This window comes from Mesorhizobium sp. NZP2234, assembly GCF_013170765.1.
Classification (GTDB): domain Bacteria; phylum Pseudomonadota; class Alphaproteobacteria; order Rhizobiales; family Rhizobiaceae; genus Mesorhizobium; species Mesorhizobium loti_D.
The window spans coordinates 533,379-559,222 of the sequence record NZ_CP033364.1 but is presented as its reverse complement, the minus strand read 5'-3'; the positions used below and the strand labels follow the sequence as shown (position 1 = coordinate 559,222).

Genomic DNA, 25,844 nt, shown 5'->3' with positions numbered 1-25,844 from the left:
TCCGCCTGCCGGCACCTTCTCCCCGTATAGGGAGAAGGGAGTTAGCATCAATCGCCGACGCTCTGCATCTGGCGCTTCTCGTCATAGGCCTTGCGCGCCGCGTTGACCTGCGACCGCGCCGAGACTTCCGGCACCGCCACATCCCACCAATGGCCGCCGGCATCGGTGGAGACCAGCGGATCGGTGTCGATGACCACAACGGTGGTGCGGTCGTTCTTCTTGGCCTTCTGCAGCGCATTTTCGAGCCCGGCGATCGAGGGTACTTTCTCTGATATCGCGCCCATGCTCGCCGCATGCGCGGCGAAGTCGATGTCGGGCAGGATCTCGTGGCGCGCGTCCTTCAGGAGATTGTTGAAGTTGGCGCCGCCTGTCGCCATCTGCAGCCGGTTGATGCAGCCATAGCCACGGTTGTCGAGCAGCACGATGGTCAGCTTCAAACCAAGCATCACCGAGGTGGCGATCTCGGAATTCAGCATCAGGTAGGAGCCGTCGCCGATCATGACGACGACCTCTTCGCCGGGCTTGGCCATCTTGGTGCCGAGCCCGCCGGCAATCTCGTAACCCATGGTCGAGAAGCCGTATTCGGCGTGGTAGGAGCCCGGCGCGCCGGCCTGCCAAAGCTTGTGCAACTCGCCCGGCAGACCGCCGGCGGCATGCAGCAAGGTGACGCCTGAGCCCATGGCCCGCTGCACGGCGCCGATCACCTGTGCGTCGGACGGGAAAGCGGCATTGGTCGACGCCGTCACCTTGGCCGCTTCGGCCTGCCATTCCTTCTTGCCGGTGGCAGCATTGTCGGTCCAGGCGGCAGGCGCCTTCCACCCCTTCAGCGCGGCACCGAGTTCAGCAAGCCCCTCGGCCGCGTCGGCGACCAGCGGCAGCGCCCGGTGCTTGCCGGCATCGAAAGGCTGGACGTTCAGCCCGATGATGGTCTTGCCGGAATTCTTGAACAGCGCCCACGAGCCGGTGGTGAAATCCTGCAGGCGCGTGCCGATGGCGATCACCACATCTGCCTCTTCCGCGAGCCGGTTGGCCGCCGAAGTGCCGGTGACGCCGACCGCCGCCATGTTGAGCGGATGATCGTCCGGCAGCGAGGACTTGCCGCCTTGCGTCTCACAGACCGGAATGCCGGCGCCCTCGGCGAATGTCGCCAGTTCTTTCGAGGCCTGCGAATACAGCACGCCGCCGCCGGCGATCACCAGCGGCTTCTTCGCGCCCTTGAGTGCTGCGACAGCGGCGGCAAGCTCGTGGCGATCCGGGCGCGGCCGGCGCGGGTGCCAGACCCGCTCGGCAAAGAAGCTCTCGGGATACTCATAGGCCTCGGCCTGTACATCCTGGCAAAGCGACAGCGTCACCGGTCCGCAATCGGCCGGATCGGTCAGCACCTGCATGGCACGGCTGAGTGCCGGGATGATCTGCTCAGGCCGGGTGATGCGGTCGAAATAGCGCGACACCGGGCGGAAACAGTCATTGACCGTTGCCGTACCATCGGAAAAATCCTCGGCCTGCTGCAGCACCGGGTCGGGGATGCGATTGGCAAAGACGTCGCCGGGCAAAAACAGGACGGGCAACCGGTTTACATGGGCAAGCGCCGCGGCCGTGACCATGTTGAGCGCGCCGGGGCCGATCGACGAGGTCGCGGCCATGAAGCGGCGGCGGAAATTGGCCTTGGCGTAGGCGATCGCCGCATGCGCCATCGCCTGTTCGTTGTGGGCGCGAAAGGTCGGCAATTCGTTGCGCACCTGGTAGAGCGCCTCGCCGATGCCGGCGACATTCCCGTGGCCGAAGATCGCCCAGACGCCGCCGAAGATCGGCACTTTTTTGCCGTCGATCTCCGTCATCTGGCGGGACAGGAAGCGGGTCAGCGCCTGCGCCATCGTCAGGCGGATTGTCTTGCTCATTGTGTTTCCTCCGCAGTCCTTGTGCCGCGCCTTCTTATGCCGCCTTGCGTCCGCGCGCGGCAAGCCACGCCTCGGTCAGCTGTTCGAAGCGCGACGCCATGTCGGCGACAGCCTCGTCATCCGACATCCTGCCGGCCAGCCACTCCTCGGCCGCGTGGACGAAGATGGTGCGGCCGACGGCAAAGCCCTTGACGATGGGCGCCTTGGCGGTGGCGGCGAAAGCCGCCTCCAGCTCGTCCTGCGGGGCTTCCAGGCCAAGCAGGACGATGCCGCGGCACCACGGATCATGCTTCAGGATCACCGTTTCGATCCTGGCCCAGGCGCCGCTCGATGCCTGCGGCTCCAGCTTCCACCAGTCGGGCTTGATGCCAAGCGCATAAAGCTCCTCCAGCGCGCGCGGAATGGTGGTGTCGTCGAGCTTGCCGTGCTTGCCGGCGATGATCTCGATGAGCAGTTCCCGGCCGACTTTCCGTGCCGCCTCGAACAGCGCGCGCAGCTTCTGCTGCTGTTCTTCCTTGAGCGCCGCCGGATCGTCGGGATGATAAAAGCACAGGCATTTGATGCAGTGATCGACCGGCCATTCCACCAGTTGCGAGCCGATGTCCTGCGAGAATTCGAAGCGCAGTGGCCGCGAACCCGGCAGTTCGACAGGCCGTCCAAGCCAGGCGAAGGGGTGCCTGGCGAATTCAAACATCGCCTCGCGGCCATGCTTCTCGTCGATCAGCATGCCGTAGCCGTCGCGGCCGGCCGCGACCTTGGCCGCCGCCTTGACCGCCAGAACCTTGAAATCGCGGATGCGCGCCGGATCGGCGCCGGCCTTGACCGCCACGTCCTCGAGCTGCACACGATGGTCGCAGGCGAGCGCCATCAGCGAGGGGATGTCGCGCCGGCGGGTCGTTGCCCAATGGATGTGGTTGATCGCCTCGTCCTTGCGCAAGGCCCGGTGCTTGCTGCCGTTCTTGAGGAAGAACTGCAGTTCCTCGAAGGTCGGATATTCCGGCGCGCACAGCAGCCGCGACACGGCAAACGCGCCGCAGGCATTGGCCCAGGTCGCCGCCGTCGCATGGTCTTCCCCACCCAGCCAGCCGCGCAGGAAGCCGGACATGAAAGCGTCGCCTGCACCCAGCACATTGTAGATCTCGATCGGGAAGCCCTTGCCGACGATGCCGTCTTCCAGATCGTCGCTGATCGGTCCGTCATAGACGATGCAGCCCATGGCGCCACGCTTCAATACGATGGTGGCCGAGGACAGTGCGCGGATCGTCTTCAGCGCGCTCAGGCAGTCGTCTGCGCCCGAGGCGATCATGATCTCTTCCTCGGTGCCGACGATGAGATCGCAATCGGGCAGCACCGTTTTCAGCTGGGCCGAGACGCGGTCCGACTTGACATAGCGCTCAAAGCCCTCGGCATGGCCGGCGAGGCCCCACAAATTGGGCCGATAGTCGATATCGAAGACAACCTTGCCGCCCCTGGCCTTCATGATGCGGATCGCCTTGCGCTGGGCGGCGTCGCTGTTGGGGCGGGAAAAATGCGTGCCGGTGACGACGATCGAACGCGCCGAAGCGACAAACGCCTCGTCGATATCCTCCGGCGCCAGCGCCATGTCGGCGCAGTCGCTGCGATAAAAGATCATCGGCGAGACGCCTTCGCTCTCGACCGAGAGCAGCACCAGAGCCGTCAGGCGCTCCTTGTCCGTCTTCAGGCCGTCGGTGTTGACGCCTTCGCGCTTGAGCTGTTCGCGGATGAAGCGGCCCATCTGCTCGTCGCCGACGCGCGTCAGCAGCGCCGAGCGCAGGCCGAGCCTGGCCGTGCCGACCGAGATGTTGGCCGGACAGCCGCCGACCGACTTGGCGAAAGAGGTGATGTCCTCCAGCCGCGAGCCGATCTGCTGGCCATAGAGGTCGACGGAAGCGCGACCGATGGTGATGACGTCGAGCGGCGCCTGTTTCAAATCCACGGCTTCGCTCATTGGAACCTCCCGTCGGTCTTGTTGTCAGGAACAACATTTGTTTGGGTAACACGCGCGAGCGGCAGCGTGGTGCCGGGAATATGAAATAATAATTCCAATCCATAGTCAATATGGAATGACCATTCCCGCATCGAAAAGTACGGAATCATGATCCCGCGGTTGGAGCGTGGGAAGCAGGAGGCAGCGCCTGATTTTGAGCCTGGCCCGCGCCCGCCGAAGACAGGCTCAGGCCTTGCGCTTGCGGCTTGCGTCGCGCCGTTTCTCCCCAACGCCGACAGTCAGCGCCATGGCCAGCGCCATCGTCGCCGACAATGAACGGAAGCCGGCGAAGTCCGCCTCGGCAACCTCGAACCAGACCCTGGCGAACTGGGCAAGCGGCGAGAATGAGCTGTCGGTGATGGCGACGATCGGCACGCCCTGTTCGGAGATGGTGCGTGCTTCCTCGATGGTGGCCGGCGCATAGGGGGAGAAGGAGATGGCGATGACGGCGTCCGCCGGCGTGGCGAAGCCGACCATCTCGGCGTTCAGGCCGGCGGCCGATTCGATCAGCTGGTTGCGGATCTTCAGCTTGCCCAGCGCATAGGCGATATAGGTCGCCACCGGGTAGGAGCGGCGCTTGGCCAGCACGTAGATGGTCTGCGCTTTTGCCAGCAGCGAAATCGCGTCTTCCAGATGCGCGTCGTCCAGCGTACGCGAAATGTCGTTGAGCGAGGTGCTGGCGGCGGCGACGAATCCATCGAAGATGGCGCGATGGCCGGCGCCGCCCTCGGCCTTGGCGCGCAAGGCCTGCAACCGTTCGTCGTAGGACGAGTTGCGCTCGCGCAGCCGCTCGCGGAACACCTGCTGCAGGCTGGTGAAGCCGTCGAAGCCAAGCTGCTGCGCGAACCGGATCAGGGTCGAGGGCTGCACGCCGGCCGAGGCGGCGATGCTGGCGGCGGTGCCGAAGGCGATATCGTCGGGATTGTCGAGCGCATAGGCGGCGATCTGCGCGATGCGTTTCGGCAGGGTTTCGCGACGATCGAGGATCGTGGCGCGCAGCGTCTCGAAGTCGCGAGGTACCCGTTCGTCCATCGTCGGCCCGTCCAAGCTTGTCCAAGGCGCGTCAGGGCGCTTCAGACCGTTTGCTTCCATGCATGTCGTTGTCCAAAACCGCTGCGCACTTTTGGGCGGCATGCATTGGAAGCGTCCTCTCTGCCCCATCATAGCGAGCCTGCGCAAGAACGCCATAAAAAATGAGGCAGACATTCCATTCCAAGAAAAAATGGATTAATTCATCCACGCGGTACTTGAGGCAGCGGAGAAACGGAACATGGTTGGCGTCGGTCTTATCGGCACGGGCTTCATGGGCAAATGCCATGCCATCGCGTGGAGTGCCGTCGGCGCCGTCTTTCCGGATGTCGCCAAGCCCAGGCTCGTCCATCTCGGCGAGGTCAATGACGAGTTGGCCCGACGCAAAGCCGGCGAATTCGGCTTCGCCAAGGCCTCCGGCGACTGGCGCGCCGTCGTCAACGACCCGGAGGTCGACATTGTCTCGCTGACCACGCCCAACCAGTTCCATCCGGAAATGGCCATCGCTGTTCTCGAGGCCGGCAAGCATTTGTGGTGCGAAAAGCCGATGGCGCCAAGTTTTGCCGAGGCAGAGGCGATGACGACCGCGGCGAAGATATCAGGCAAGATCGCGGCGCTTGGCTACAATTACATCCAGAGCCCGGCCATCCGCCACATCGGCGCGCTGCTCGAGGAGAGGATCATCGGCGAGGTCAACCATCTGCGCATCGAGATGGACGAGGATTTCATGGCCGATCCCGAGGCCCTGTTCTTCTGGAAGCACGAGGCGTCTTCCGGCTATGGCGCGCTCGACGATTTCGCCGTGCATCCGCTGTCGCTGGTCTCGGCGCTGTTCGGCCGCGTCGCCAGCGTCATCTGCGACATGGCCAAGCCCTATGCCGACCGGAAGCTCGCGGCCGGCGGACGCCGCGCGGTGGAGACCTATGATATCGCCAGTGTGCTGATGCATCTGGAAAACGGCATCGCCGGCACGCTTCAGGTCAACCGCTCGGCCTGGGGCCGCAAGGGCCGCATCGCCATCCAGATTTTCGGTTCGAAAGGGTCGATCCTGTTCGACCAGGAGCGGATGAACGAGATCCAGCTCTATGTCACCGCGGATCGTCCGACCGAACAGGGCTACCGCACCATCCTGATGGCGCCGCATCACAGACCCTACGACGCCTTCCTGCCGGCGCCCGGCCACAATCTCGGCTTCAACGACCTCAAGATCATCGAGTGTCACGAATTGCTGACGCGGCTCGCCGGCAAACCGGCGCGGCTCATCGAATTCGCCGAAGGTCTGGAGATCGAACGCACCGTGCACGCCATGGCGCGCTCGTTCCAGGAAAAACGCTGGGTGGACGTGCGATAATACAAGCGCGCCTCAGCCGCCGACCGCCGGGGTTTCCCAGCCGTCGACCCAGATCTGCCGCAAGCGGTCGCCTTCGCCCTTGAAGCGCAGCCCGGTCGGCTGGCAATCCTCGATCCGGTCGCTGCGGAAATTGCGGATCGCCTGGCGCAGCTCGCACCAGGCGACGATGTTGGCGGTCTCGGCGTAATAGATAAGCGCGATCGGACGGATGAGCCGCTCGGAGGCGCGGCCCATTTCGTCGCGGTAGGAGAGGTCCAGCTTTTCCTCGTCGCGGATGGCGCGGCGCACCAGCGCCAGGTCGATCGCGCCGGCCGAAGGTGCGGCGAACCCCCACGCATGCAGCGCATTGGCGTCGAGCGTCTGGCGCAAGGGCGGTGGCACCGCGCCGGCGATCTTGGCGCTGACCCGCTTGGCGGCCTGTTTGAGCTCATCGTCCCCCGTGCGCTCCAGCAGCGCCAACGACAGCACGATCGCCTCCATCTCCTCGATCGAAAACATCAGCGGCGGCAGGTCGAAGCCGGGGCGCAGTATATAGCCGATGCCGCGCCCGCCCTCGATCGGCACGCGCATCGCCTGCAGCGCGGCGATGTCGCGATAGATCGAACGGATCGTCACTTCCAGCCGCTCGGCAATCATGGCCGCCGTCACCGGCTGCCGCGCCAGACGCAGGATCTGGATGATCTCGAACAGGCGTGACGCCTTGCGCATTTTCCTCACCCGGCTTCGATCCCAACTGACACACCATTGTCAGTTGGGTAGACCTATAGGACTGCCTATCGACTTGAAAATCAACAGGTTCCGCAGCGACATGGCGGATCGGGGCGGCAGGCAACTGACATGGGCTACGGGGAAAATCTCTGGCTTTTCTTTATCCTCCTGCTCGGCATCATCATCGTTCCGGGCATGGATATGCTGTTCGTGCTGGCCAATGCGCTGACCGGCGGCCGCGACAGGGGCTTGGCCGCGACCGGCGGCATCATGGTCGGCGGCATGGTGCACACGCTGAACGGCGCCATCGGCGTCGGGCTTCTGATGCATTTCGTGCCGATCCTGTTCAAGCCGCTGCTGATCGCCGGCGCCGCCTACATGGCCTTCATCGGCATCTCGTTGATGCGCAGCTCCATCACCGTCGGTCAGGACGGGCCTGCCGGCAGCCGCTCGGCATGGAAGGCGTTTCGGCAGGGACTGGTGACCTGCCTGATCAATCCGAAGGCATACTTGTTCGTGCTTGCCGTCTATCCGCAGTTTCTGAGACCGGATTACGGCCCGATCTGGATGCAAGCGACAATCATGGGCCTGATGACGGTCCTGACCCAGGCCGCGATCTATGGTGGGCTCGCGATCACGGCTGGCCGCAGCCGCAACCTTCTGATCGCCAATCCGCGGGCGACCACTCTTGCGGGCCGGGCGGCCGGGCTGCTGCTCTTTGCGGTTGCGGTGTTTACGGCATGGGAGGGGCTGAGGGCGGCATGATCCCCGGCTGAAACGGGAACCGCCGCCCTGCCTTGTCTCCGGCCAGATCAGGCGGCTCCCTGCCGGCTCTCCAGCATGGCGCGGCGCGCTGACCGGCGCCATTCGACGGCACCGGCAAGGCCGTGCAATACGGTCTCGGTGGTCGCCCAGTCGATACAGCCATCGGTGATGCTCTGGCCGTAGACCAGCGGCTTGCCAGGCACGACGTCCTGTCGTCCGGCGACGAGATTGCTCTCGATCATCAAGCCGATGATGCGCTCGTCGCCCGCCGCGACCTGGCCTGCCACGTCGGCCGCCACCTTTGGCTGGTTCTCCGGCTTCTTGCTCGAGTTGGCGTGGCTGACATCGATCATCAGCCTTGGCGCGACGCCGATGCGGGCGAGTTCGACCGAGGCCGCCTCGACGCTCGCCGCGTCATAATTGGGCAGGACGCCGCCGCGCAGGATGACATGGCAGTCCTCATTGCCGGTGGTGGTCGCGATGCCGCTGCGTCCGCCCTTGGTCACCGCCATGAAATGGTGCGGCTGGGCAGCGGATTTCACCGCCTCGCCGGCGATCCTGAGATTGCCGTCGGTGCCGTTCTTGAAGCCGACCGGGCAGGACAGGCCCGATGCCAGTTCACGGTGGATCTGGCTCTCGGTCGTGCGCGCGCCGATCGCGCCCCAGGCGACGAGGTCGGCAATGTATTGCGGGGTGGTCATGTCGAGGAATTCGGTCGCCGCCGGCAGGCCGAGATTGTTGACGGCCGACAGCACATTGCGCGCCATCCGCAGCCCCTTGTCGATGTTGAAGCTGCCGTCAAGGTCGGGATCGTTGATCAGCCCTTTCCAGCCGACCGTGGTGCGCGGCTTCTCGAAGTAGACCCGCATGACGATCTCGAGCCGGTCGGACAGGGTTTCGCGCAGCGCCGCCAGACGGCTGGCATAATCAACGGCCGCGACCGGATCGTGGATCGAACAGGGCCCGACGACGACGAGCAACCGGTCGTCGGACCCGTTCAGAATGGCGTGGATGGCATTGCGTGACGCGCTGACGGTGCGCGTCGCCGTCAGCGTGCGCGGGATTTCCCGCATCACCTGGTCCGGCGTGCTCAGTTCTCGGATTTCCTTGACCCGAAGGTCGTCTGTGGTGGTCAACACGGCTTTCTGCTCCTGGTTTAGGAGACCTGCCGGCTGAAACAAAAAAGCCGCCAGGTCTGGCGGCTGTTCGGATGTTGTTGCTGCAATCTTCAGATCGAGCGCAATCCTCCCGCCGCCAGCGAGCTGCTAAAGTACCAATAGGTGGCGGACAGGTGGATCATGCCGCTCATATAATCGAAGCCGAGGCGCTTGTCACGTCTTTGATGGCAGTCAATTCCGGGGAGGCCGAACCCTCGCGATTTTGTCATCCCTGGGCGAAGCAGGAGCCAAGCTCCGTCGCGGAGACCCTGGGATCCATTCCGCGACCTCGGTCGAAGGGTGCAGCGAAGCAGAATTCTGCACCGCGGCAACGCTTTCGAGCCCCGGCATGGAGTCCAGGGTCCGCGCCGCGTCGCTGCGCTCCTTGCTCCGCCCGTGGATGACGAAGTGATGGACGTTCCCGCCAAACTTCATGCCGTCCAGGGATCGAGGAGTTCTATCCCAAAGCCTTCGAAATCCCTGGTATTGCGCGTTACCAAGGTTAGCCGCTGCGCAATCGCCGTGGCTGCGATCAGCCCGTCCATTGACGACAGGCCGCGACCGCGACGCTTCGCAAGGCCTATAAGGTCGCCCCAGGCCAGGGCAACCGGCTCGTCCACAGGCAAAATCCTTTGCTCGAAACGCTGCGGCAGGTCTCGGGCGAGCCATTCGGCCAGTGCCTTGCGTTTCCGGCCCTCGTCCATGAGGGCGACGCCACCCCGGATCTCGGCGATCGACACGACACTGATGAATGAGCGATCCTCATCAAGCCCGTCCAGCCAGTCCAGAACGCGCGCGTCTGGCCCCGGCCTTGTCACCTCGGACAGGACATTCGTATCGAGCAGCAGCCTCACAGCGGCAGGTCACGCGGTTCGTCACGCTGGCGCTCGAGGTCGAGATCGGCGCCGCGCAGCGGTGACTCCAGCAGGAACTGCGCAAGCGTACCCTTGCGCGCGGTCTTTCGCTGCCATTCCTCGGCCGAGACGACAACCACGCTTGGTTTGCCGTTTTTGGTGATCGTCTGCGGAGAAGACTGCGCGCGCTCGATAACCTCCGAGAGCCGAGCCTTTGCCCCAGCGACCGTCCAGCTCGTATCTTTGGCCACAGGCAGCATCTCAATCTCCATGACTAGTCTGACTATCTTGACTATATGGGAATGGCGATGCTGCAGCAACAGGCGCGAGGCTACTGGTTGAACCTACTCCGGTGACGACCCCGCAACGCTCTGGTCGTAGTCGACCAGCGATCCGGTCATGACCCCCGATTGCGGGCTGACCATGTAGCTGATCAGCCGGGCGAGTTGGTCCGGCTTGACCAGCTGGCCCATCGGCTGTGCGGCTTCGGCTTTCGCCAGCCAGTCGTCCGGGGCGTCATGCCATTTCTTCTGCACGAGGTCCTCGCCCTCGGTATCCATCCAGCCCGGCAGCACCGCGTTGCAGCGGATGCGGTTGAAGCGATAGGCGTTGGCGACGTTCTTGGTCAGCGTCATCAGCGCGCCCTTGCTGGTCGAATAGGGCGTCAGGAAGGACTGGCCGGTATGTGCCGACATCGACAGAACATTGACGATCGAGCCGGAAGCCTTCTTCTCCAGGAGATGCGCCACCACGCCCTGCATCAGGAAGAACGGGCCGCGCACATTGGTGTCGAAGATCTGATCGAAAAGCTCTTCCGATGTCTCGACCAGCGAGCCGCGCGCCGACGTCGCGGCGGCATTGACCAGCGCGTTGATGGTGCCGAAATGCGAGAGCGCGGTTGCCACCGCGCGCTTGCAGTCGGCCACCTTGGAAACGTCGGCGCTGATGAAGATGGCGTCGACGCCCGACTTCTTGAGGGTGGCGACGGCCTTGTCGCCCTTCTCCTGCGAGCGGCCGATAAGCGCCAGCGCCCGGCAGCCCTCGTCGGCGAGTGCCTCGGCGACGGCGAAGCCGATGCCTTGCGCGCCGCCGGTGACGATGGCGCGTGTCTGTGAATTACGATCGGCGGATACGCTCATCGCTCTGCTCCTGTGTCTTGGAATTCTTACTTGTCGAGACGGACGGTCTTGCCTGATGTCGCCGATTTCAGCGCCGCATCGGCCAGCTTCAGCGCCACGAGGCCGTCGGCGCCACTTGGCGTCGCCTTCTTGCCCTTTGTCGCGGCCGTGATGAAGGCGGCAATCTCATTGGCATAGGCGTCGAGATAGCGGGTCATGAAGAAGTCGTGCAAAGGCGGGCGCGTATAACCCTTCTCGTTGGCCAGCTCGATCGACACCGGCCGCTGGTTCTCGGCCGCGATCATGCCTTTCGAACCATGCACCTCGATGCGCTGGTCGTAGCCATAGGTGGCGCGGCGCGAGTTCGAAATGATTGCCTGCTTGCCCGAAGCCGTCTCCAGGATGACGCTGACGCTATCAAAATCGCCGGCTTCGCCGATTTTCTTGTCGACGAGCACCGAGGCGTGCGCGCTCACGGCGACAGGTTCTTCGCCGAGCAGGAAGCGCGCCATGTCGAAATCATGAATGGTCATGTCGCGGAAAATGCCGCCCGAGCGCTTGATGTAGTCGACTGGCGGCGGGCCGGGATCGCGCGACGTGATGGTGACCATCTCGACCGTGCCGATGGCGCCGTCGTCGATGGCCTTGCGCACGGCGGCGAAATGCGGGTCGAAGCGCCTGTTGAAACCCACCATCAGCGTCGCCTTGGCCTTCTCGACCACGGCCAGGCAATTCTCCACCCGCTTGACGTTAAGGTCGATCGGCTTCTCGCAGAAGATCGCCTTGCCGGCCTTGGCGAAACGCTCGATCAGATCGGCATGGGTGTCGGTCGGCGTGCAGATGACGACGGCGTCGATGTCTTTGGATGTCTCGATGGCGTCGATGGTGCGCACCTCGGCGCCATAGGCGCTCGCCAGCTCCTTAGCCGCCTTGTCGAAAGCATCGGCCACCGCCACCAGTTTTGCATCGGGGTTGGAGCCGACGGCGCGGGCATGGACCTTGCCGATGCGGCCGGCGCCGAGGAGGGCGAAACGAACAGTCATGGATATTTCCTCTGAGGGATGGGTTCGAGAGAGTTGTGTCCTGACCTTTCTGTCAGGGAAAGGTGGCTGGGTATTTTCCTGGCGCGGCGGATCGTCCCGGAACCGGGCAACCACTCCGCCTAGGCCGCGAGTTCCGCCTCTCCGGTCTTGGCGCCGGTGATGTAGGAGACGATGTCCTGGCCGTCGGTGTTCTCCTTGCGCAGATTGGCGACGATGCGGCCGCGCCGAAAGACGACGATGCGGTCGCACAGGTCGAACACCTGGCGCATATTGTGGCTGATCAGGATCAGCGGCTCGCCATTGTCTTTCAGCGTACGGATGATGTTTTCGACCTGCGCCGTCTCCTGCACGCCAAGGGCCGCCGTCGGCTCGTCCATGATGATCAGCTTGGAGGCGAAGGTCGCCGTCCTGGCGATTGCCACGCACTGACGCTGGCCGCCCGACATGTGGCGGATGGTGTTGGAGAGATTGGGGATCTTCACCGCCGTGCGGATCAGTGCCGCTTCGGTTGCCTTGCGCATGTATTTGCGGTCGAGGATCGAGAATGGCCCGAGATTGAACAGCACCTTTTCGCGGCCGAGGAACAGGTTCGACGGCACGTCGAGATCATCGGCCAATGCCAGGTTCTGGAACACCGTCTCGATGCCCGCCGTGCGGGCCTCGATCGGCCCGGCAAAATTCACTTCCTTGCCGTCGAACCAGATCTGGCCGCTGGTGCGCTGCTCCACGGCGGTGATCTGGCGCACGAAGGTCGACTTGCCGGCGCCATTGTCACCCATGATGGCGACATGCTCGCCCTTGCGCAGCTCGAAGTTGGCGCCTTCCAGCGCATGCACACCGCCATAGCGCTTGGTGAGGTTTTCGGTCTTCAGGACGATGTCTGACATGGTCAAGCCCTCAATGCCCGCAGGCGTTGGCGCCACTGGTCGAGAACGACCGCGCCGACGATGATCACGCCCTTGACCATCTCCTGGTAGTAGGCGTCGAGGCGCAGGAAGGTGAAGCCGGAGATGATGACGCCGAAGATCAGCGAACCGATCACCGTGCCGATGATCGAGCCGCGGCCGCCCGACAGCGAGACGCCGCCGATGACCGCCATGGCGATGGCGTCGAGTTCGTACATCACGCCCATGCCGGACTGCGCGGTCAAGTTCTTGGAGCTCAGCACCACGGCGGCGAGCGCGGCGAGTATGCCGGCGATGGCGTAGACCAGGATCTTGTGATTGGCGATCTTGATGCCGGACATGCGCGCGGCGTCCTCGTTGGAGCCGATCGCATAACAGTGCTTGCCGTACCTTGTGTAGGTCATAACCAGCTGGAACAGCACCGCCAGCGACAGGAAGATGATGACCGGCATCAAGCCCTTGCCGATCGCCGCGAAACTGTCGGTGGGAAAAGAGATCGGCTGGCCCTTGGACCACCATTTGGCGATGCCGCGCGCGGTGACCATCATGCCGAGCGTGGCGATGAAGGGCGGAATGCGCGTGTAGGCGATCAATGAGCCATTGACGAGGCCGGCCAGCAAGCCGCAGCCGATCGCGACCAGCAGTGGCACGATCACAGGCAGGTCGGTCCAGCCTTGTGCCAGGAACATCGCCTTGGGATTTGGGTTGCCGTTGACGGTTGCCACCTGGGCGAAACTCATGGCGATCATGGCGGTGGCGCCGACAATCGAACCCGAGGACAGGTCGATACCTCCGGTGATGATCACCTGCGTCACGCCGATGGCGATGATGCCGACGATCGACACCTGCAGGATGATGATCTGCAGGCGCGCCTCGTTGAAGATCCCGCCGACGTCGCTGCGCGTGTTGAACAGGAAACTGTCGCCGAGAAAGACCCGCCCGATCACTTCGAAGGCGACGACGAGGATGACAAGCGCCAGGAAGACATTGAGTTCGGCCGGCCATGCGCGCTTCTTCGCATCGTAGGTGAGCCCTCCAACGCCATGGGATGTCTGTGACAATCTTCTATCCTCCGTCAGCCGCGGTCGTTCCTCGATCGCCTTCAGGCGCTGAGGGAAAGAGGAGCGGCGCCTTCCTTGGCGCGAAAGCGCCGCTCCATATGTCCGCGGCTCAGTTCTTCTTCAGGAACTTGTCGATGTTGGCCGGGGTGACGAGCTGGAACGGCACGTAGACCTTGTGCTCGACCTTCTCACCCTTGGACAGCTTGAGCGCCGCATCCAACGCGCCGGCACCCTGGCCGGCCGCGTCCTGGAACACGGTTGCATCAAGGTCGCCCGCCTGCATCGCCGCCAGAGCGTCCTGGGTGGCGTCGACGCCGCCGACGACAACCGACTTCATGTCGATGTTGGCGGCCTTCATCGCCTGGATCGCGCCGATGGCGCTTTCGTCATTGTTGGCGATGACGCCATCGAACTTCTTGCCGGTCGACAGCCAGTTGGTCATCAGGTTCTGCGCCTCGTCGCGGTTCCAGTTCGAGGTCTGCTTGTCGATGATCTTGATGAAGCTGCAGTCCGGCGTGGCGATCACCTCTTCGATGTCCTTGGTGCGCTGCACGGCGGCCTGGTTGGAAAGCTCGCCCATGATCACATAGACATTGGCCTCCTTCTTGCCGGCTTCCTTGAACAGGCGGCAGACTTCCTTGGTCTCGAGCGTGCCGGAATCGGCTTCGTTCGAGGCGACGAAGGCCTGGTTGTCCGGCAGCGAGTTCACATTGACAGGCTCGCGGTTGACGTAGACCAGTGGGATCTTGGCGGCTGCCGCGGCGTCCGACATCGCCTGCGTCGCCGAGGTGTCGACAGGGTTGACGATGATGGCGTCAACGCCCGAAGCGGCGAAGTTCTTGATCTGATCGAGTTGCTTGGCGACGTCGTTCTGCGCGTCCTCGACCTGCAGCTCGACGCCGCTCATGCCCTTTGCCTGCGCAATCATGCCGTTGCGCAGCACGGTGAGGAAGTTGTCGTCGAACTTGGCCATCGATACGCCGATCTTGGCGGCCATGGCCGATGAACTCATCAGCGCCGCGAAGGCGACGCCCAAAAGCAGTTTCTTCATTGTATCTCTCCTCCACTTTTGGTGTCCGGTTGCACCGATTTCTCCGGAATCCCCGATCTCCCCGGGGAATCTCTCCCTGATATCGTTTCGTTCCGCGCTGCAGGGCCCTGCATCGGCTGGAACGCCAAACTCGCCGTTTGAAACAGACGTTCCGGAACGAAAGAACCAAAATGTACAGTTGGTGAAATATTTATTCCATTTTGCCACGAGGCGTCAAGGGCGATTCCAAAACCGGACGCTCGATTTTGGCCGATGCGGAAAAGCGGCGTCGATGCGGGTTGGGGCGCGCGTGCTCTGTGCGAGGCTGATCCAAAGCCGAGGCAAGTCCGGGGATATCGGTGATGGCCAGATCGCCAGCCTCTGTCGTCGTCTCCACCGGAGCCATGCCGTGGTTGGTAGAAGCGAGGGGATCAGGAAATATTGTCATTTTCCAATCTTGTAAGAACTCACGCTTGGAGGTAAAAAATATTGGGGGGATTTTAAAATATGCGCATCAATATGTGGAATTTGCAACAAATCAGGTCCCTCGAAATATTTTGGGGATCTGCATATGAGATTATTTCGGCCAATTGACAGAGTGCTTCAGCGTTCACGCGATAGGATGTTTGCCGGACTTCGAACCTTCGACCGGTTCCGCTACTTCAGCCTGCTGACCATTAACGAAGATATTGTCCTCGTCACCAGACAGTTCGCGGATCATCGCCTTACCTTCTCGCCACATGAGTACATAGGGAGAAGCTTGTTCAAGGACGGCCATTACCAACGCGATCTAGCGGACAGAGTGCTGGAGATCATTGGGCAGACCGGCGGGAGAACACTTTTAGAGGTTGGCGCCAATATCGGTACACATAGCGTCTACTTGACACGTAGCGGCCGGTTCGACCGACTGGTTTGCATCGAGCCTGCGCCCGACAATATTCAGCTATTGAAGCAAAATCTGTCTCTCAATGGGCTGATGGATGGAACAACCGTTATTGAGTGCGCGGTGGGTGACCACAATGGCGTCGTCGACTTTTACTTTGACGAAAAAAATTGTGGGGCAGGCGGTGTTATCAGGCCTGGGGAGGGTGCTCGATCTGTCCAAGTGCCTCTTCGGCGCGTGGATGAAATCCTGCGTGAGGTCGACGTCAATCCTGACGATATTGGCCTCGTCTGGATGGACATTGAGGGCGCCGAGCCTGCGGCCCTGAGATCCATGAGGGACTTGCTGGAACGCCGAGTTCCAATCCTGATGGAATATGTGCCATCTCGGTATGAGCCGTCGGAAGCAAGTGAAATGGCGGCGGATTTGGCCCAATATTATGGACGTTGTGTCGTCTTCAGCGGAAAGTCCGAAAGGGATGTGGACATTCGCAACTTGCCCGGCGGGACCAACGATATTCTCTTTCTGCCATAGCGAACGATCGCCATCCAACCAGTTAGGCGGTGGGTGCTTTGCCGAGGGCCGCGGCGGCCTCTTCCCTTGGGGTGCTGCCGCCGTCCGCGGTATCGCGATGCCTGTGATGGGCGCGGCCTAGAAGTGCCAGATGTCCCGCTGCATCAACAAGTCGAGCGGAGCCCGCGATATCCGGTATTTCGCCGCAGACTCGATCTGTTGACTTAAGGTCAGCTGATTGGCGCGCTCGAAAAAGGCTTCGATGCGCTGCCTGGCAAATAGCTTTCGGCCCCTGGTGTTATAGTTCCGCAGGGGCAGCCAATGTCCGCTTATGGAGCGGCCGTGCTGCGATAACGCCACACCAATGCAGAACTGTTCGGCCGTGTGCGCTCTGACCACGCCGATCATTTGCTCGATGGCCTGGTAAGCGTCAGCCAACGCCGGGAGATTGGAATTGTGGACACCCACGACGCCGCTATTCCACATCGGCTCACGTCCCGACAGCCGCTGGTCGCCAAGCAAGAATCCCTTATCCGCGATTGCCCGGTAGGCGGCGGCCTTTGGTGTCCCTTCGCATTTTCTCATGATCGAGTGCGAGGCGGAGATTTTTCCGAAGCATCTCGATACATTGCCGACGGGGTAGATGTCGGTATCCATGAAAAACAGGCGATCGCAACGCCGCAACAGCTCAATGATGCCGGCGGCCTTGATGCCAAACAGGTACCGATCGCCGAAAGACATCTCGGTCATTTCCTTGGCGGTAAGCTCGATCGCTTCGATCGGATAGCCGTCGAAAACGCCTGGCCGGTCCGTCAGGACTGAAATTCTGGCTCCTGGCGTGTAGTGCAACAGCCGAAGGGCGCTGAAAAGCGCTCCACGAGCATAGAGAGCATCCTTGCCAAAGGCGATGTACCCAAACCTGTCCTCACCCATTAGCGGTCTATATTGGCGACCGGATTCTGCGTCAACTCGGCCGGCCATGCCTGGAAGCGCGATGCATCGCTAGATATTCTCGGGCAGGTAGATTTCGAACGGCAGGAAGGTCTGCCCCGGTGCGTTCGCGGCGCCGGTCTCGATGGCATGCGCCATCAGGTCCATGAGCTCGCGGCAAAGTGCGGCCAGCGGTGTCGAGATCACCATCGTCAGGATGCCGTCGGCCAGGGCCGAACGTGAGACCGCGGTGATCTCGTTGCAGATCACCGCCGGCATCTCCGCCGGCCTGGCTTGCCTCAGTGCCGCGACCGCGCCTTCCATGCCGCCGCCGGCGACATAGCAGCCGACCAGATCGGGATGGCGGGCGAGAACATCGAGCAGCGTATCCTGCGTGATCTGGTTGGCCTCGAGATTGACCAGCGTTTCAAGCAAGGTGAAGTCCGGCGCCTGTTCGCGGAAGAAGGAGCGGAAGCCGATCTCGCGCAGCTCATGCCCGTGGAAGCGGTGGCTGCCGACGAACAGCGCGACCTTGCCCGGCCGTTTCGCCGCTTTCGAGATCATCCAGGCCGCGGTGCGGCCGACCTTGCGGTTGTCGAGGCCGACATAACCCTCGCGAATGCCGGCCGCGAAATCGGACAGCAACGAAAACACCGGCAACCCCTGGGCCTTCATCTCCTCGACGACGACCGTCAGCGTCGGGTGATCCGGCCCGACCAGCGCGACGGCCCTGCATTTGGCCGCCAGCTTGCGCGTGCGTTCGACGATTTCGTCCGGCGTCAGCGAACTGGCGAAATCGATGATCGCGACGCCGCGGAAGCGCTGTGATTGCGACACCGCGAGCTCGAGCTGCCGCGCGAACTCCGAATAGAACACGTCATTGCCTCGCAACAGCAGGAAGCCGAGCCGGTACTCCGGCAGCTCATGGCGCATCCGCTGCTTGATCAGGCCGGCGGCGTGATAGCCGATCTCGGTCGCCGTCTCGTAGACGCGGCGGGCGGTTTCCTCGCGCACCGGCAGGCGGTTGTTGAGCACCCGGTCCACCGTGGCAACGCTGACGCCGGAAATGCGCGCCAGATCGGTGATGGTCGGCCGTTTCGCCATGATCGCCCTCGTTCGAGTCCCAACACATGGATACATCATTCTGATAGGAAATGATAGAAACTATCTTTGCGATATTGAGTCTATCATGGCTCGGCGGTATTTTTAGGCTCGAAGCCAATGGGCAAGCGGCATTCGCCTGGGCGGATGCCCTGCCGAGGGAGGCAACCATGACGACAGCGCCGTCCCGGCGTGACTACAGCCTGATCGGCCGCGACGCCAAGCTCGCCGTGGAGAACGGCCTGTCGGCCGCCGAGTGGTATCACACCGACGTGTCCCGCAAGCAGATGAAGGAGCTGATGCAGCGCTCCGACGGGCCGGCGATCCGCGACACCGCGATCTGGCTGGCCGCCCTCATCGTCAGCGGCGCCGGCGGCGCCTGGTTCTGGGGCACCTGGTGGTGCGTACCGTTCTTCTTCGTCTATGGCGTTCTCTACGGCTCGTCCACCGATTCACGCTGGCATGAATGCGGCCACGGCACGGCCTTCCGGACGCAGTGGATGAATGATGCGATCTATCAGATCGCCTGCTTCATGATCATGCGCAACCCGGTGACCTGGCGCTGGAGCCACACGCGCCACCACACAGACACCGTCATCGTCGGCCGCGACCCGGAAATCTCTGTCATGCGGCCGCCCGACCTGGTGCGCGCCGTCCTTGGCTTTGTCGGCGTGCTCGATGCCTGGCATGCGATGTCGGACATGCTGCGCAACGCCGCTGGCAACATCAGCGCGGCGGAAAAAACCTTCATTCCCGAGCAGGAGCAGGGCAAGGCGATCCGTGTTGCCCGCATCTGGACCGCGATCTATGCCGCGACCATGGCGCTGGCGCTCTACACCGGATCGTTCCTGCCCTTGATGCTGGTCGGCCTGCCCAGGCTCTATGGCGCCTGGCACCACGTCATGGTCGGCCTGCTGCAGCATGGCGGCCTCGCCGACAATGTCATCGACCACCGGCTCAACAGCCGTACCGTCTACATGAACCCGATCAGCCGCTTCATCTACTGGAACATGAACTATCATGTGGAGCATCACATGTTCCCGATGGTGCCGTACCACGCGCTACCCAAGCTGCATGCGCTGATCAAGCATGATCTGCCGGCGCCGACGCCATCCATCCTGGCCGGCTACCGCGAGATGATCCCGGTCTTCCTGCGCCAGCTGCGCAACGAGGATTACTTCCTTAAGCGCGAACTGCCGCCGACCGCCAGGCCGTACCGCGAGGAATTCCATGGCGATGCCGTCGCCGCCGCGGCGGAATGATCGTGGCATCCGATCTGCACTCTTTGTTTCAACGCAATTCCCTGGGGGAAAGCGCCAAGCGCTTTCCCGGGAAACCGTTGCGCACCTTTCCTGGAATTGCTTTTGCGGAGGACTGAATGAGCGACTGGGTCGAGGCGTGTGCTGCCGATGACATCGATGAAGAGGACGTAATGCGCTTCGATCATGGCGGGCGCACCTTCGCCATCTATCGCAGTCCCGACGACGAATACTTCGCCACGGACGGGCTCTGCACGCATGAGAAGGTGCATCTTGCCGACGGCCTGGTGATGGACGACATCATCGAATGCCCCAAACACAATGGCCGCTTCAACTACAAGACCGGCGCGGCCAGGGGCGCGCCGGTCTGCGTCAGCCTCAGGACCTATCCGGTCAAGGTCGAGGGCGGCAAAGTCCTCGTGCAGATCGGGTGACGGAGATGGCGCGCGCAATGGTCATCATCGGGGCCGGCGAATGCGGCGGGCGGGCGGCTCTTGCGCTGCGCGATCTTGGCTATGGCGGGCCGGTGACGCTGGTCGGCGACGAGCCGCATCTGCCCTACGAACGTCCGCCTTTGTCCAAGGACGCGATGGCCAGCGACGTGCCGGAAATCAAGGCGATCGCCAGCGACGCGATCCTGGCCGAGAAATCGATCCGGCATATCCGTTCCGTCAGGGCCGTGGCGATCGATCGCGCCGCCCATACGGTGCGTCTGTCGGACGGTTCGGTCCTGCCCTACGACAAGTTGCTGCTGGCCACCGGCTCGACCCCGCGCAGACTGCAGATGCCTGGCCTCGGCAAGCGCTGCGTTTATCTCAGGACATTCGCCGATGCGCTGGCCATTCGCGCCCACCTCCGCGCGGACAACCGCATCGCCGTCATCGGCGGCGGCTTCATCGGCCTCGAACTCGCCGCCGCGGCCCGCAAGCTCGCCGCTGCGGTCACTGTCATCGAGGCCCAGCCGCGCATCCTGATGCGCGGCGTCCCGGCCGAGATCGCCGAAATTATCCATGCGGCGCATGTCGCCGAAGGCGTCGATATCCTGTGCGGTGAAGGCATTGCGTCCATTGCCGACGACGGGGAACAAGTGCGTATCGCGCTTGCCGGCGGACGCGAGATCACAGCCGATCTCGCCATCATCGGCATCGGCGCCGTGCCGGCGACCGGGCTCGCGGCCGAGGCCGGGCTGGCCATTGAAAACGGCATCGCGGTCGATGCCGAGCTGCGCAGCAGCGATCCCGATATCTTTGCCGCCGGCGACTGCTGTTCGTTCCCGCTTGCCGTCTATGGCGGCCGCCGCGTGCGGCTGGAGGCCTGGCGCAATGCGCAGGAACAGGGCGCGCTTGCCGCCAGGAACATGCTTGGTGCCGGCGAGGCGCATGTGGCGGTGCCGTGGTTCTGGTCGGATCAGTATGGGCTCACCCTGCAGATATCCGGCCTTGCCGACGAAGGCCTGGGCACCGTGCGGCGCGATCTCGGCGACGGCGCCTTCATCCTCTTCCACCTGGCCGAGGACGGCAGGCTGGTGGCGGCCAGCGGCATCGGTCCCGGCAACGCGGTCGCCCGCGACATCCGGCTGGCCGAAATGCTGATCGGCAAGCAGGCCAGGCCGGCGCCGGAGGCGCTGGGATCGCAGGCCGTAAAGCTGAAGTCGTTGCTGGCGGCTTGAGCCGTGCTAGCCTGCGCGGGTTGCTCCAGGTTTCCGGCTCATGTCTTATTCGATCCTCTACGGCATTTCGGTCGCGCAGATCAGGGATGATTTCGCCGCCGCGAAAGAGGCTGTCGCGCGTCTCGAAGCACTGCGGCGCGGCAAGGCCGTGGGTATCATCATTCTGGACAAGAGCGGCGCGGAGATCAGCGAAGCGCAGCTGAATGCACTTGCCAAAATCGAAGACGGCGACAGGCAGACGTAGGGTTCTGCGGGTTCCCTGAAGCGATCTAGAAAAGCGCCTTGAGTTCCGGCAGCTTGTCGTTGACCAGCCAGCCGTAATAATTCTCTTCCGGCAGCTTCACCTGTTCACCGGCGGCGCGACGCTTGTCGTTCTCCGCTTTCAGCGCATAGGCACGCTGCTCCGGATTGCCGACATTGTAGAGCGTGGCGGTCAGCCCCGGATTTCCCGAAATGTCGAAGCCGGCGATGCTCTTGTAGGCATCAATCGATTTTCTGATCGTCGCGGCGACGTAGGGCAGCGTCAGGTCGGGATCCATGATGGTCTTGTAGACCGAATTGGGGTCGCCGACATCGAGCCTCGGCAGGCCGGAGACCTTGTGCACGAGATCGCTCATCTGCAGCGCCGTCAAGGGGTTGAGCTGGCCAAGGCCGAAGGTCTGGCCGGCATAGTAGGGCTGGAAGAAGGTGGCGCCGAAGCGGTCATCGGGAAAGCTTGTCCCGCCGACCGTTTTGCCGCGAAACGAATAGTTCCAGACTTGTTCGCGGCATTCCCAAAGGTCGTAGCTGTCCGACATTGCGGCGCATTTCTTGAACTCCGGCCGCTGCACGAAATCGGTGACGTCCTCGCCGTCATAGGCGAAGGACAGTTTGCTGGAGAGATAGGAGATCGCCTTGACGTAGTAGGTCTGCAGCCGGTCATAGGCGTCGACATTGTAGGTGTGCTCGCCGACGATGGCGCCGACGATGTGCAAGGGATCAATGCCGTAGGCGGAAGCGGCCTTCTTGATCTTGGCGCGCAGATCGGCGTCATTCTGCAGCAGGGCGTAGACCTTGCGGTATTTCGCCTGGAAGGTGGTGTTGGTCGCCTGGGTGCGCCGGCTCGATGCGCCGGGAATGTCGGGCTGCTCGGCATTGCGGTTTCCCGGCGGCACCAATGTCGCCGCATCAGCGACGAAAAGCGTCGCCGCCAGCGTCAAGCCGAGAATGACCAGAATGAATTTTTTCATGCGCCGCCGCCTTCAGGTATGCCGCGCAAACTAGGGTAATGCTCCGGGTTGAGTCGAGAGCGCGCTTTTCGCCGACAAGACGAAAGGTGGCCAGATGGTACCATCTGGCCACACATGATATCCGCCGGAACGGTGTTGCCTGATCCGGCGCCGGAACCTCCAGAGCTGTCGTTACAGGATGAATCGCGACAAATCTGTGTTTCTGGACAGATCGCCGACATGCTTTTCCACATAGGCGGCGTCGATGGTGACGCTCGTGCCGTTGCGGTCGGGCGCGTCGTAGGAGATCTCGTCCAGCACCCGTTCCATCACCGTCTGCAGCCGCCTGGCGCCGATATTCTCGACGCTGGCGTTGAGATCGACGGCGATGCCGGCGAGTGAATCGATGGCGTCGTCGGTGAAGGTCAGGTCGACGCCCTCCGTCTTCATCAGCGCGATATACTGCTTGATCAGGCTCGCTTCCGTCTCGGTCAGGATGCGGACGAAATCCTCCTTCTCCAGCGCGCGCAGCTCGACGCGGATCGGCAGGCGGCCCTGCAATTCCGGCAACAGGTCTGACGGCTTCGAGACGTGGAAGGCGCCTGAAGCGATGAACAGGATGTGGTCCGTCTTCAGCGGCCCGTATTTGGTCGCCACCGTGGTGCCTTCGACCAGCGGCAGCAGGTCGCGCTGCACGCCTTCGCGCGAAGGCCCGCCCGAAATGTCCGATCTGGCCGCGATCTTGTCGATCTCGTCGAGGAAGACGATCCCGTCATTTTCCGCGGCATCGAGCGCCCGGCGCACCACCTCGTCTTGGTCGAGCAGCTTGTCGGACTCGTCACTGACCAGCAGATCGTAGGATTCCTTCACCGTGGTCTTGCGCAGCTTGGTCTTCTTGCCGCCCATCGCCTTGGACAGCATGTCGTTGATGTTGAGCACGCCGATATTGGCGCCCGGCATGCCGGGGATCTCGAAACCGGGCATGCCGCCATTGCCGGTATCGGCCACTTCGATCTCGATCTCCTTGTCGTCGAGTTCGCCGTCACGCAGCTTCTTGCGGAAGCTGTCGCGCGTCGCCGGGCTCGCCGTCTTGCCGACCAGCGCTTCCAGAACGCGTTCCTCGGCATTGATGTGGGCGCGCGCCTTGACGTCCTCGCGCATCTTCTCGCGCACCAGGCCGATGGAGATCTCGACGAGATCGCGGATGATCTGCTCGACGTCACGGCCGACATAGCCGACTTCGGTGAACTTGGTTGCCTCGACCTTGACGAAAGGCGCACCGGCCAGGCGCGCCAGGCGGCGCGAGATTTCGGTCTTGCCGACGCCGGTCGGTCCGATCATCAGGATGTTCTTCGGCATCACCTCTTCGCGCATCTGGCCTTCCAGCTGCTGGCGGCGCCAGCGGTTGCGCAAGGCGATGGCCACGGCGCGCTTGGCGTCCTTCTGGCCGATGATGAAGCGGTCGAGTTCCGAAACGATTTCGCGGGGAGAAAATGTGCTCATATCACTAAATTCCACTTTGCCACTGCTTGATGGCCTCGAACGGATGCAGCAGCATGATCACGTTGAGTGTCAGATTGTCCCGGATGAGGTAGCCGGTACCCAGTTCAAAAAGGATGGCGAGGCTGACGATCACCCATATAGGTAGCCTTCGCGCCATCACAAATCCCAGCACCATGGCCAGTGTGTCGGACACCGAATTGATGATGCTGTCGCCGTAATAGTCGAGCGAGATGGTGCCGGCGCGGTAGCGGTCGATGATGAACGGGCTGTTCTCGAGCAATTCCCAGCCGCCTTCGATGAGAACGGCGAACGCCAGCCTCAGGCCGATCGGCGAGCGTGGGAACAGGAACCGTGCCAGCGCGTAGAACAGGAAGCCGTGGATGATGTGCGAGAAGGTGTACCAGTCCGAAATGTGCTGGGAATTCTCGGAACTGTTCACCACGCCATGCCAGAGCTTGACGTAGCCGCATGTGCAGATCGGCGTCCGGCCCATCAGATAGAGCGTGCCGGCTTGGACGATGACAAGCCCGGCAACGATCAGCAACCCCATCCGCCAGCTGTTTTCGTAGGCCGAGAGGTTCTTCTCCTCGCCGGATGCGTTCATGCCCTATAGCCCCTCTTTCCCGTCGCCTTCTTCGGCATCGCCCTCTTCAGCGTCGCCCTCTTCAGCATCGATAGCCATCAGCACCACGTTGCCATAGACCGATTGCCTGCGATCAATGGCCCGGAATCCGGCTTTTTCATAGGCGCGGATGGCCCTGATATTGGCCGGGTCCGGATCGATGATGACGCGCGGCACGCCTTCCCTGAACAGGTCCTCGACGAATTGGCGCACGATCGCCGAGCCATGGCCGATGCCGATCAGTTCAGGCCGGCCGATCGACAGGTCGATGCCGAGCGTGCCGAACGGCTGGTCGGCATAGGGATGGTCGTCTTCCATATGTGGATCGTAGCTCTGCAGATAGGCGATCGGTTTGCCATCGAGTTCGACGATCAGCGGCTCGACCGAAATCGAGTCGATATGATCGCGGATCTCGGCGATTTCCGTCTCCGGATCGTTCCACCACCGAGCGACCTCGGGCTCGGCCAGCCAGCCGGCGATCATCGGCAGGTCTTTCGTGGTCACCGGCCGAAAATCGTAGAGCTGCTCAACCGGCATCGAGCGTTTCGACGACGAAATTGTTGTTGGTGTAGACGCAGATGTCGGAAGCGATCTGCATTGCCTTGCGGGCGATTTCCTCGGCGTCCTTGTCGGTGTCCATCAAGGCGCGCGCCGCGGCCAGTGCGTAATTGCCGCCCGACCCGATGGCCATGACGCCAAATTCGGGTTCGAGCACGTCGCCGGTGCCGGTCAGCGCCAGCGAGACCGACTTGTCGGCCACCAGCATCATCGCCTCGAGCCGGCGCAGATAGCGGTCGGTGCGCCAGTCCTTGGCAAGTTCGACGCAGGCGCGCGTCAGCTGGTCGGGATACTGCTCGAGCTTGGCTTCCAGCCGCTCGAGCAGCGTGAAGGCGTCGGCGGTGGCGCCCGCGAAGCCGGCAATCACATTGCCGCCCTTGCCGATGCGGCGCACTTTACGGGCATTGCCCTTCATGATGGTCTGGCCAAGGCTGACCTGGCCGTCGCCAGCAATCACCACCTTGTTGCCCTTGCGCACCGTCACGATGGTCGTGGCGTGCATGGTCAGATTATCAGACATTTCCTGGCTCCGATTCGCGCGATCCCAAAAGGCGATTGGCGCGGTACGAGTGATTTATCGGCCATATGTATGCACCGGACCAATGATTGCAAATCGCCTCTCCGGCAAGGCCCGATAGCTTTGTCCGAGGCAACTGGCAATCGCCGGATCA

At 62.7% G+C, this 25,844-nt stretch carries 27 protein-coding genes; 7 read left to right on the top strand and 20 right to left on the bottom strand.

Translation table 11 applies throughout. From position 1 onward, the window contains the following. Nucleotides 1–47: 47 nt before the first annotated feature. The 3 genes from iolD to EB230_RS02540 form a co-directional block, all read right to left on the bottom strand. Nucleotides 48–1,898, bottom strand: a complete 1,851-nt coding sequence (gene iolD / locus EB230_RS02550; RefSeq protein WP_056568820.1) for a 3D-(3,5/4)-trihydroxycyclohexane-1,2-dione acylhydrolase (decyclizing) — start codon at nucleotides 1,896–1,898, stop codon at nucleotides 48–50. 34 nt (nucleotides 1,899–1,932) lie between these two features. Continuing rightward, nucleotides 1,933–3,867, bottom strand: a complete 1,935-nt coding sequence (gene iolC, locus EB230_RS02545; protein ID WP_172371222.1) for a 5-dehydro-2-deoxygluconokinase — start codon at nucleotides 3,865–3,867, stop codon at nucleotides 1,933–1,935. Between the two features lie 225 nt (nucleotides 3,868–4,092). Continuing rightward, nucleotides 4,093–4,938, bottom strand: a complete 846-nt coding sequence (locus EB230_RS02540; RefSeq protein WP_056568825.1) for a MurR/RpiR family transcriptional regulator — start codon at nucleotides 4,936–4,938, stop codon at nucleotides 4,093–4,095. Between the two features lie 238 nt (nucleotides 4,939–5,176). Here EB230_RS02540 and EB230_RS02535 point away from each other — a divergent pair, with 238 nt between their 5' ends. Further along, nucleotides 5,177–6,286, top strand: a complete 1,110-nt coding sequence (locus EB230_RS02535; RefSeq protein ID WP_056568828.1) for a Gfo/Idh/MocA family oxidoreductase — start codon at nucleotides 5,177–5,179, stop codon at nucleotides 6,284–6,286. A 12-nt stretch (nucleotides 6,287–6,298) separates the two neighbouring features. On the opposite strand, the gene EB230_RS02530 is transcribed toward EB230_RS02535, so the two are convergent. Next, nucleotides 6,299–6,994, bottom strand: a complete 696-nt coding sequence (locus EB230_RS02530) for a YafY family protein (RefSeq protein ID WP_172371221.1) — start codon at nucleotides 6,992–6,994, stop codon at nucleotides 6,299–6,301. Nucleotides 6,995–7,123: 129 nt separating this feature from the next. Here EB230_RS02530 and EB230_RS02525 point away from each other — a divergent pair, with 129 nt between their 5' ends. Then, nucleotides 7,124–7,759 (top strand): LysE family translocator, encoded by a 636-nt coding sequence (locus tag EB230_RS02525; RefSeq protein ID WP_172371220.1) that lies wholly within the window; start codon nucleotides 7,124–7,126, stop codon nucleotides 7,757–7,759. A 47-nt stretch (nucleotides 7,760–7,806) separates the two neighbouring features. On the opposite strand, the gene EB230_RS02520 is transcribed toward EB230_RS02525, so the two are convergent. The 9 genes from EB230_RS02520 to EB230_RS02480 form a co-directional block, all read right to left on the bottom strand. Next, nucleotides 7,807–8,898, bottom strand: a complete 1,092-nt coding sequence (locus EB230_RS02520; RefSeq protein ID WP_172371219.1) for a 3-deoxy-7-phosphoheptulonate synthase — start codon at nucleotides 8,896–8,898, stop codon at nucleotides 7,807–7,809. A 449-nt stretch (nucleotides 8,899–9,347) separates the two neighbouring features. Continuing rightward, entirely contained in the window at nucleotides 9,348–9,770 is a 423-nt protein-coding gene (locus EB230_RS02515; RefSeq protein WP_172371218.1) for a type II toxin-antitoxin system VapC family toxin, read from the bottom strand. Further along, nucleotides 9,767–10,030, bottom strand: a complete 264-nt coding sequence (locus EB230_RS02510; protein ID WP_056570294.1) for a type II toxin-antitoxin system Phd/YefM family antitoxin — start codon at nucleotides 10,028–10,030, stop codon at nucleotides 9,767–9,769. Before EB230_RS02510 ends, EB230_RS02515 begins: the two co-directional genes overlap by 4 nt. A gap of 84 nt (nucleotides 10,031–10,114) precedes the next feature. Continuing rightward, a complete protein-coding gene (locus EB230_RS02505) occupies nucleotides 10,115–10,909 on the bottom strand; it encodes an SDR family oxidoreductase (protein ID WP_056568841.1) in 795 nt (264 codons plus the stop codon). Between the two features lie 26 nt (nucleotides 10,910–10,935). Beyond that, a complete protein-coding gene (gene iolG, locus EB230_RS02500; RefSeq protein WP_172371217.1) occupies nucleotides 10,936–11,931 on the bottom strand; it encodes an inositol 2-dehydrogenase in 996 nt (331 codons plus the stop codon). Between the two features lie 119 nt (nucleotides 11,932–12,050). Beyond that, nucleotides 12,051–12,818 (bottom strand): ATP-binding cassette domain-containing protein, encoded by a 768-nt coding sequence (locus tag EB230_RS02495; RefSeq protein WP_027040720.1) that lies wholly within the window; start codon nucleotides 12,816–12,818, stop codon nucleotides 12,051–12,053. A 2-nt stretch (nucleotides 12,819–12,820) separates the two neighbouring features. Continuing rightward, nucleotides 12,821–13,897, bottom strand: coding sequence for an ABC transporter permease (locus EB230_RS02490; RefSeq protein ID WP_056568846.1), 1,077 nt, complete (start codon nucleotides 13,895–13,897; stop codon nucleotides 12,821–12,823). 109 nt (nucleotides 13,898–14,006) lie between these two features. Next, a complete protein-coding gene (locus tag EB230_RS02485) occupies nucleotides 14,007–14,948 on the bottom strand; it encodes a sugar ABC transporter substrate-binding protein (protein WP_056568850.1) in 942 nt (313 codons plus the stop codon). Nucleotides 14,949–15,138: 190 nt separating this feature from the next. Beyond that, nucleotides 15,139–15,375 (bottom strand): hypothetical protein, encoded by a 237-nt coding sequence (locus EB230_RS02480; RefSeq protein WP_155772469.1) that lies wholly within the window; start codon nucleotides 15,373–15,375, stop codon nucleotides 15,139–15,141. A 174-nt stretch (nucleotides 15,376–15,549) separates the two neighbouring features. Here EB230_RS02480 and EB230_RS02475 point away from each other — a divergent pair, with 174 nt between their 5' ends. Next, nucleotides 15,550–16,344 (top strand): FkbM family methyltransferase, encoded by a 795-nt coding sequence (locus EB230_RS02475; protein ID WP_056568854.1) that lies wholly within the window; start codon nucleotides 15,550–15,552, stop codon nucleotides 16,342–16,344. A 117-nt stretch (nucleotides 16,345–16,461) separates the two neighbouring features. Here EB230_RS02475 and EB230_RS02470 read toward each other — a convergent pair whose 3' ends face one another. Next, entirely contained in the window at nucleotides 16,462–17,256 is a 795-nt protein-coding gene (locus tag EB230_RS02470) for a hypothetical protein (protein ID WP_056568857.1), read from the bottom strand. 69 nt (nucleotides 17,257–17,325) lie between these two features. After that, nucleotides 17,326–18,357 carry a LacI family DNA-binding transcriptional regulator gene (locus tag EB230_RS02465; RefSeq protein WP_056568860.1) on the bottom strand — a complete coding sequence of 344 codons (1,032 nt, stop codon included), beginning with the start codon at nucleotides 18,355–18,357 and terminating at the stop codon, nucleotides 17,326–17,328. Between the two features lie 167 nt (nucleotides 18,358–18,524). On the opposite strand from EB230_RS02465, the gene EB230_RS02460 reads away from it, so the two are divergent. From EB230_RS02460 to EB230_RS02445, 4 genes are all read left to right on the top strand, one after another. Further along, the gene (locus tag EB230_RS02460) at nucleotides 18,525–19,616 is read left to right on the top strand and encodes a fatty acid desaturase family protein (protein WP_172371215.1); all 1,092 of its coding nucleotides are present in this window, start codon (nucleotides 18,525–18,527) and stop codon (nucleotides 19,614–19,616) included. Between the two features lie 116 nt (nucleotides 19,617–19,732). Continuing rightward, a complete protein-coding gene (locus EB230_RS02455) occupies nucleotides 19,733–20,047 on the top strand; it encodes a MocE family 2Fe-2S type ferredoxin (protein ID WP_056568867.1) in 315 nt (104 codons plus the stop codon). Nucleotides 20,048–20,052: 5 nt separating this feature from the next. Then, complete coding sequence (locus EB230_RS02450; protein WP_246738899.1) at nucleotides 20,053–21,282, top strand: FAD-dependent oxidoreductase; 1,230 nt, start codon at nucleotides 20,053–20,055, stop codon at nucleotides 21,280–21,282. Nucleotides 21,283–21,322: 40 nt separating this feature from the next. After that, on the top strand, nucleotides 21,323–21,526 hold the full coding sequence (locus EB230_RS02445; protein ID WP_172371213.1) for a hypothetical protein: 204 nt from the start codon (nucleotides 21,323–21,325) through the stop codon (nucleotides 21,524–21,526). A gap of 25 nt (nucleotides 21,527–21,551) precedes the next feature. On the opposite strand, the gene EB230_RS02440 is transcribed toward EB230_RS02445, so the two are convergent. From EB230_RS02440 to hslV, 5 genes are all read right to left on the bottom strand, one after another. Further along, complete coding sequence (locus tag EB230_RS02440; RefSeq protein ID WP_172371211.1) at nucleotides 21,552–22,511, bottom strand: DUF1402 family protein; 960 nt, start codon at nucleotides 22,509–22,511, stop codon at nucleotides 21,552–21,554. A gap of 171 nt (nucleotides 22,512–22,682) precedes the next feature. Next, a complete protein-coding gene (hslU, locus tag EB230_RS02435) occupies nucleotides 22,683–23,993 on the bottom strand; it encodes an ATP-dependent protease ATPase subunit HslU (RefSeq protein ID WP_172371209.1) in 1,311 nt (436 codons plus the stop codon). A 4-nt stretch (nucleotides 23,994–23,997) separates the two neighbouring features. Continuing rightward, a complete protein-coding gene (locus EB230_RS02430) occupies nucleotides 23,998–24,597 on the bottom strand; it encodes a DUF2585 domain-containing protein (protein ID WP_056568881.1) in 600 nt (199 codons plus the stop codon). A 3-nt stretch (nucleotides 24,598–24,600) separates the two neighbouring features. Further along, nucleotides 24,601–25,152 carry a GNAT family N-acetyltransferase gene (locus EB230_RS02425; protein ID WP_056568884.1) on the bottom strand — a complete coding sequence of 184 codons (552 nt, stop codon included), beginning with the start codon at nucleotides 25,150–25,152 and terminating at the stop codon, nucleotides 24,601–24,603. Next, nucleotides 25,142–25,693, bottom strand: coding sequence for an ATP-dependent protease subunit HslV (gene hslV / locus EB230_RS02420; RefSeq protein WP_056568887.1), 552 nt, complete (start codon nucleotides 25,691–25,693; stop codon nucleotides 25,142–25,144). The genes EB230_RS02425 and hslV overlap by 11 nt, the downstream gene beginning before the upstream one ends. Nucleotides 25,694–25,844 lie beyond the last annotated feature (151 nt).

Bases quoted from the DNA above. Each gene is read 5' to 3' on its own strand.
- iolD (WP_056568820.1), bottom strand. From the start codon at position 1,898: ATGAGCAAGACAATCCGCCTGACGATGGCGCAGGCGCTGACCCGCTTC.
- iolC (WP_172371222.1), bottom strand. From the start codon at position 3,867: ATGAGCGAAGCCGTGGATTTGAAACAGGCGCCGCTCGACGTCATCACC.
- EB230_RS02540 (WP_056568825.1), bottom strand. From the start codon at position 4,938: ATGGACGAACGGGTACCTCGCGACTTCGAGACGCTGCGCGCCACGATC.
- EB230_RS02535 (WP_056568828.1), top strand. From the start codon at position 5,177: ATGGTTGGCGTCGGTCTTATCGGCACGGGCTTCATGGGCAAATGCCAT.
- EB230_RS02530 (WP_172371221.1), bottom strand. From the start codon at position 6,994: ATGCGCAAGGCGTCACGCCTGTTCGAGATCATCCAGATCCTGCGTCTG.
- EB230_RS02525 (WP_172371220.1), top strand. From the start codon at position 7,124: ATGGGCTACGGGGAAAATCTCTGGCTTTTCTTTATCCTCCTGCTCGGC.
- EB230_RS02510 (WP_056570294.1), bottom strand. From the start codon at position 10,030: ATGCTGCCTGTGGCCAAAGATACGAGCTGGACGGTCGCTGGGGCAAAG.
- EB230_RS02505 (WP_056568841.1), bottom strand. From the start codon at position 10,909: ATGAGCGTATCCGCCGATCGTAATTCACAGACACGCGCCATCGTCACC.
- iolG (WP_172371217.1), bottom strand. From the start codon at position 11,931: ATGACTGTTCGTTTCGCCCTCCTCGGCGCCGGCCGCATCGGCAAGGTC.
- EB230_RS02495 (WP_027040720.1), bottom strand. From the start codon at position 12,818: ATGTCAGACATCGTCCTGAAGACCGAAAACCTCACCAAGCGCTATGGC.
- EB230_RS02485 (WP_056568850.1), bottom strand. From the start codon at position 14,948: ATGAAGAAACTGCTTTTGGGCGTCGCCTTCGCGGCGCTGATGAGTTCA.
- EB230_RS02480 (WP_155772469.1), bottom strand. From the start codon at position 15,375: ATGACAATATTTCCTGATCCCCTCGCTTCTACCAACCACGGCATGGCT.
- EB230_RS02475 (WP_056568854.1), top strand. From the start codon at position 15,550: ATGTTTGCCGGACTTCGAACCTTCGACCGGTTCCGCTACTTCAGCCTG.
- EB230_RS02470 (WP_056568857.1), bottom strand. From the start codon at position 17,256: ATGGGTGAGGACAGGTTTGGGTACATCGCCTTTGGCAAGGATGCTCTC.
- EB230_RS02465 (WP_056568860.1), bottom strand. From the start codon at position 18,357: ATGGCGAAACGGCCGACCATCACCGATCTGGCGCGCATTTCCGGCGTC.
- EB230_RS02460 (WP_172371215.1), top strand. From the start codon at position 18,525: ATGACGACAGCGCCGTCCCGGCGTGACTACAGCCTGATCGGCCGCGAC.
- EB230_RS02455 (WP_056568867.1), top strand. From the start codon at position 19,733: ATGAGCGACTGGGTCGAGGCGTGTGCTGCCGATGACATCGATGAAGAG.
- EB230_RS02450 (WP_246738899.1), top strand. From the start codon at position 20,053: ATGGCGCGCGCAATGGTCATCATCGGGGCCGGCGAATGCGGCGGGCGG.
- EB230_RS02445 (WP_172371213.1), top strand. From the start codon at position 21,323: ATGTCTTATTCGATCCTCTACGGCATTTCGGTCGCGCAGATCAGGGAT.
- EB230_RS02440 (WP_172371211.1), bottom strand. From the start codon at position 22,511: ATGAAAAAATTCATTCTGGTCATTCTCGGCTTGACGCTGGCGGCGACG.
- hslU (WP_172371209.1), bottom strand. From the start codon at position 23,993: ATGAGCACATTTTCTCCCCGCGAAATCGTTTCGGAACTCGACCGCTTC.
- EB230_RS02430 (WP_056568881.1), bottom strand. From the start codon at position 24,597: ATGAACGCATCCGGCGAGGAGAAGAACCTCTCGGCCTACGAAAACAGC.
- EB230_RS02425 (WP_056568884.1), bottom strand. From the start codon at position 25,152: ATGCCGGTTGAGCAGCTCTACGATTTTCGGCCGGTGACCACGAAAGAC.
- hslV (WP_056568887.1), bottom strand. From the start codon at position 25,693: ATGTCTGATAATCTGACCATGCACGCCACGACCATCGTGACGGTGCGC.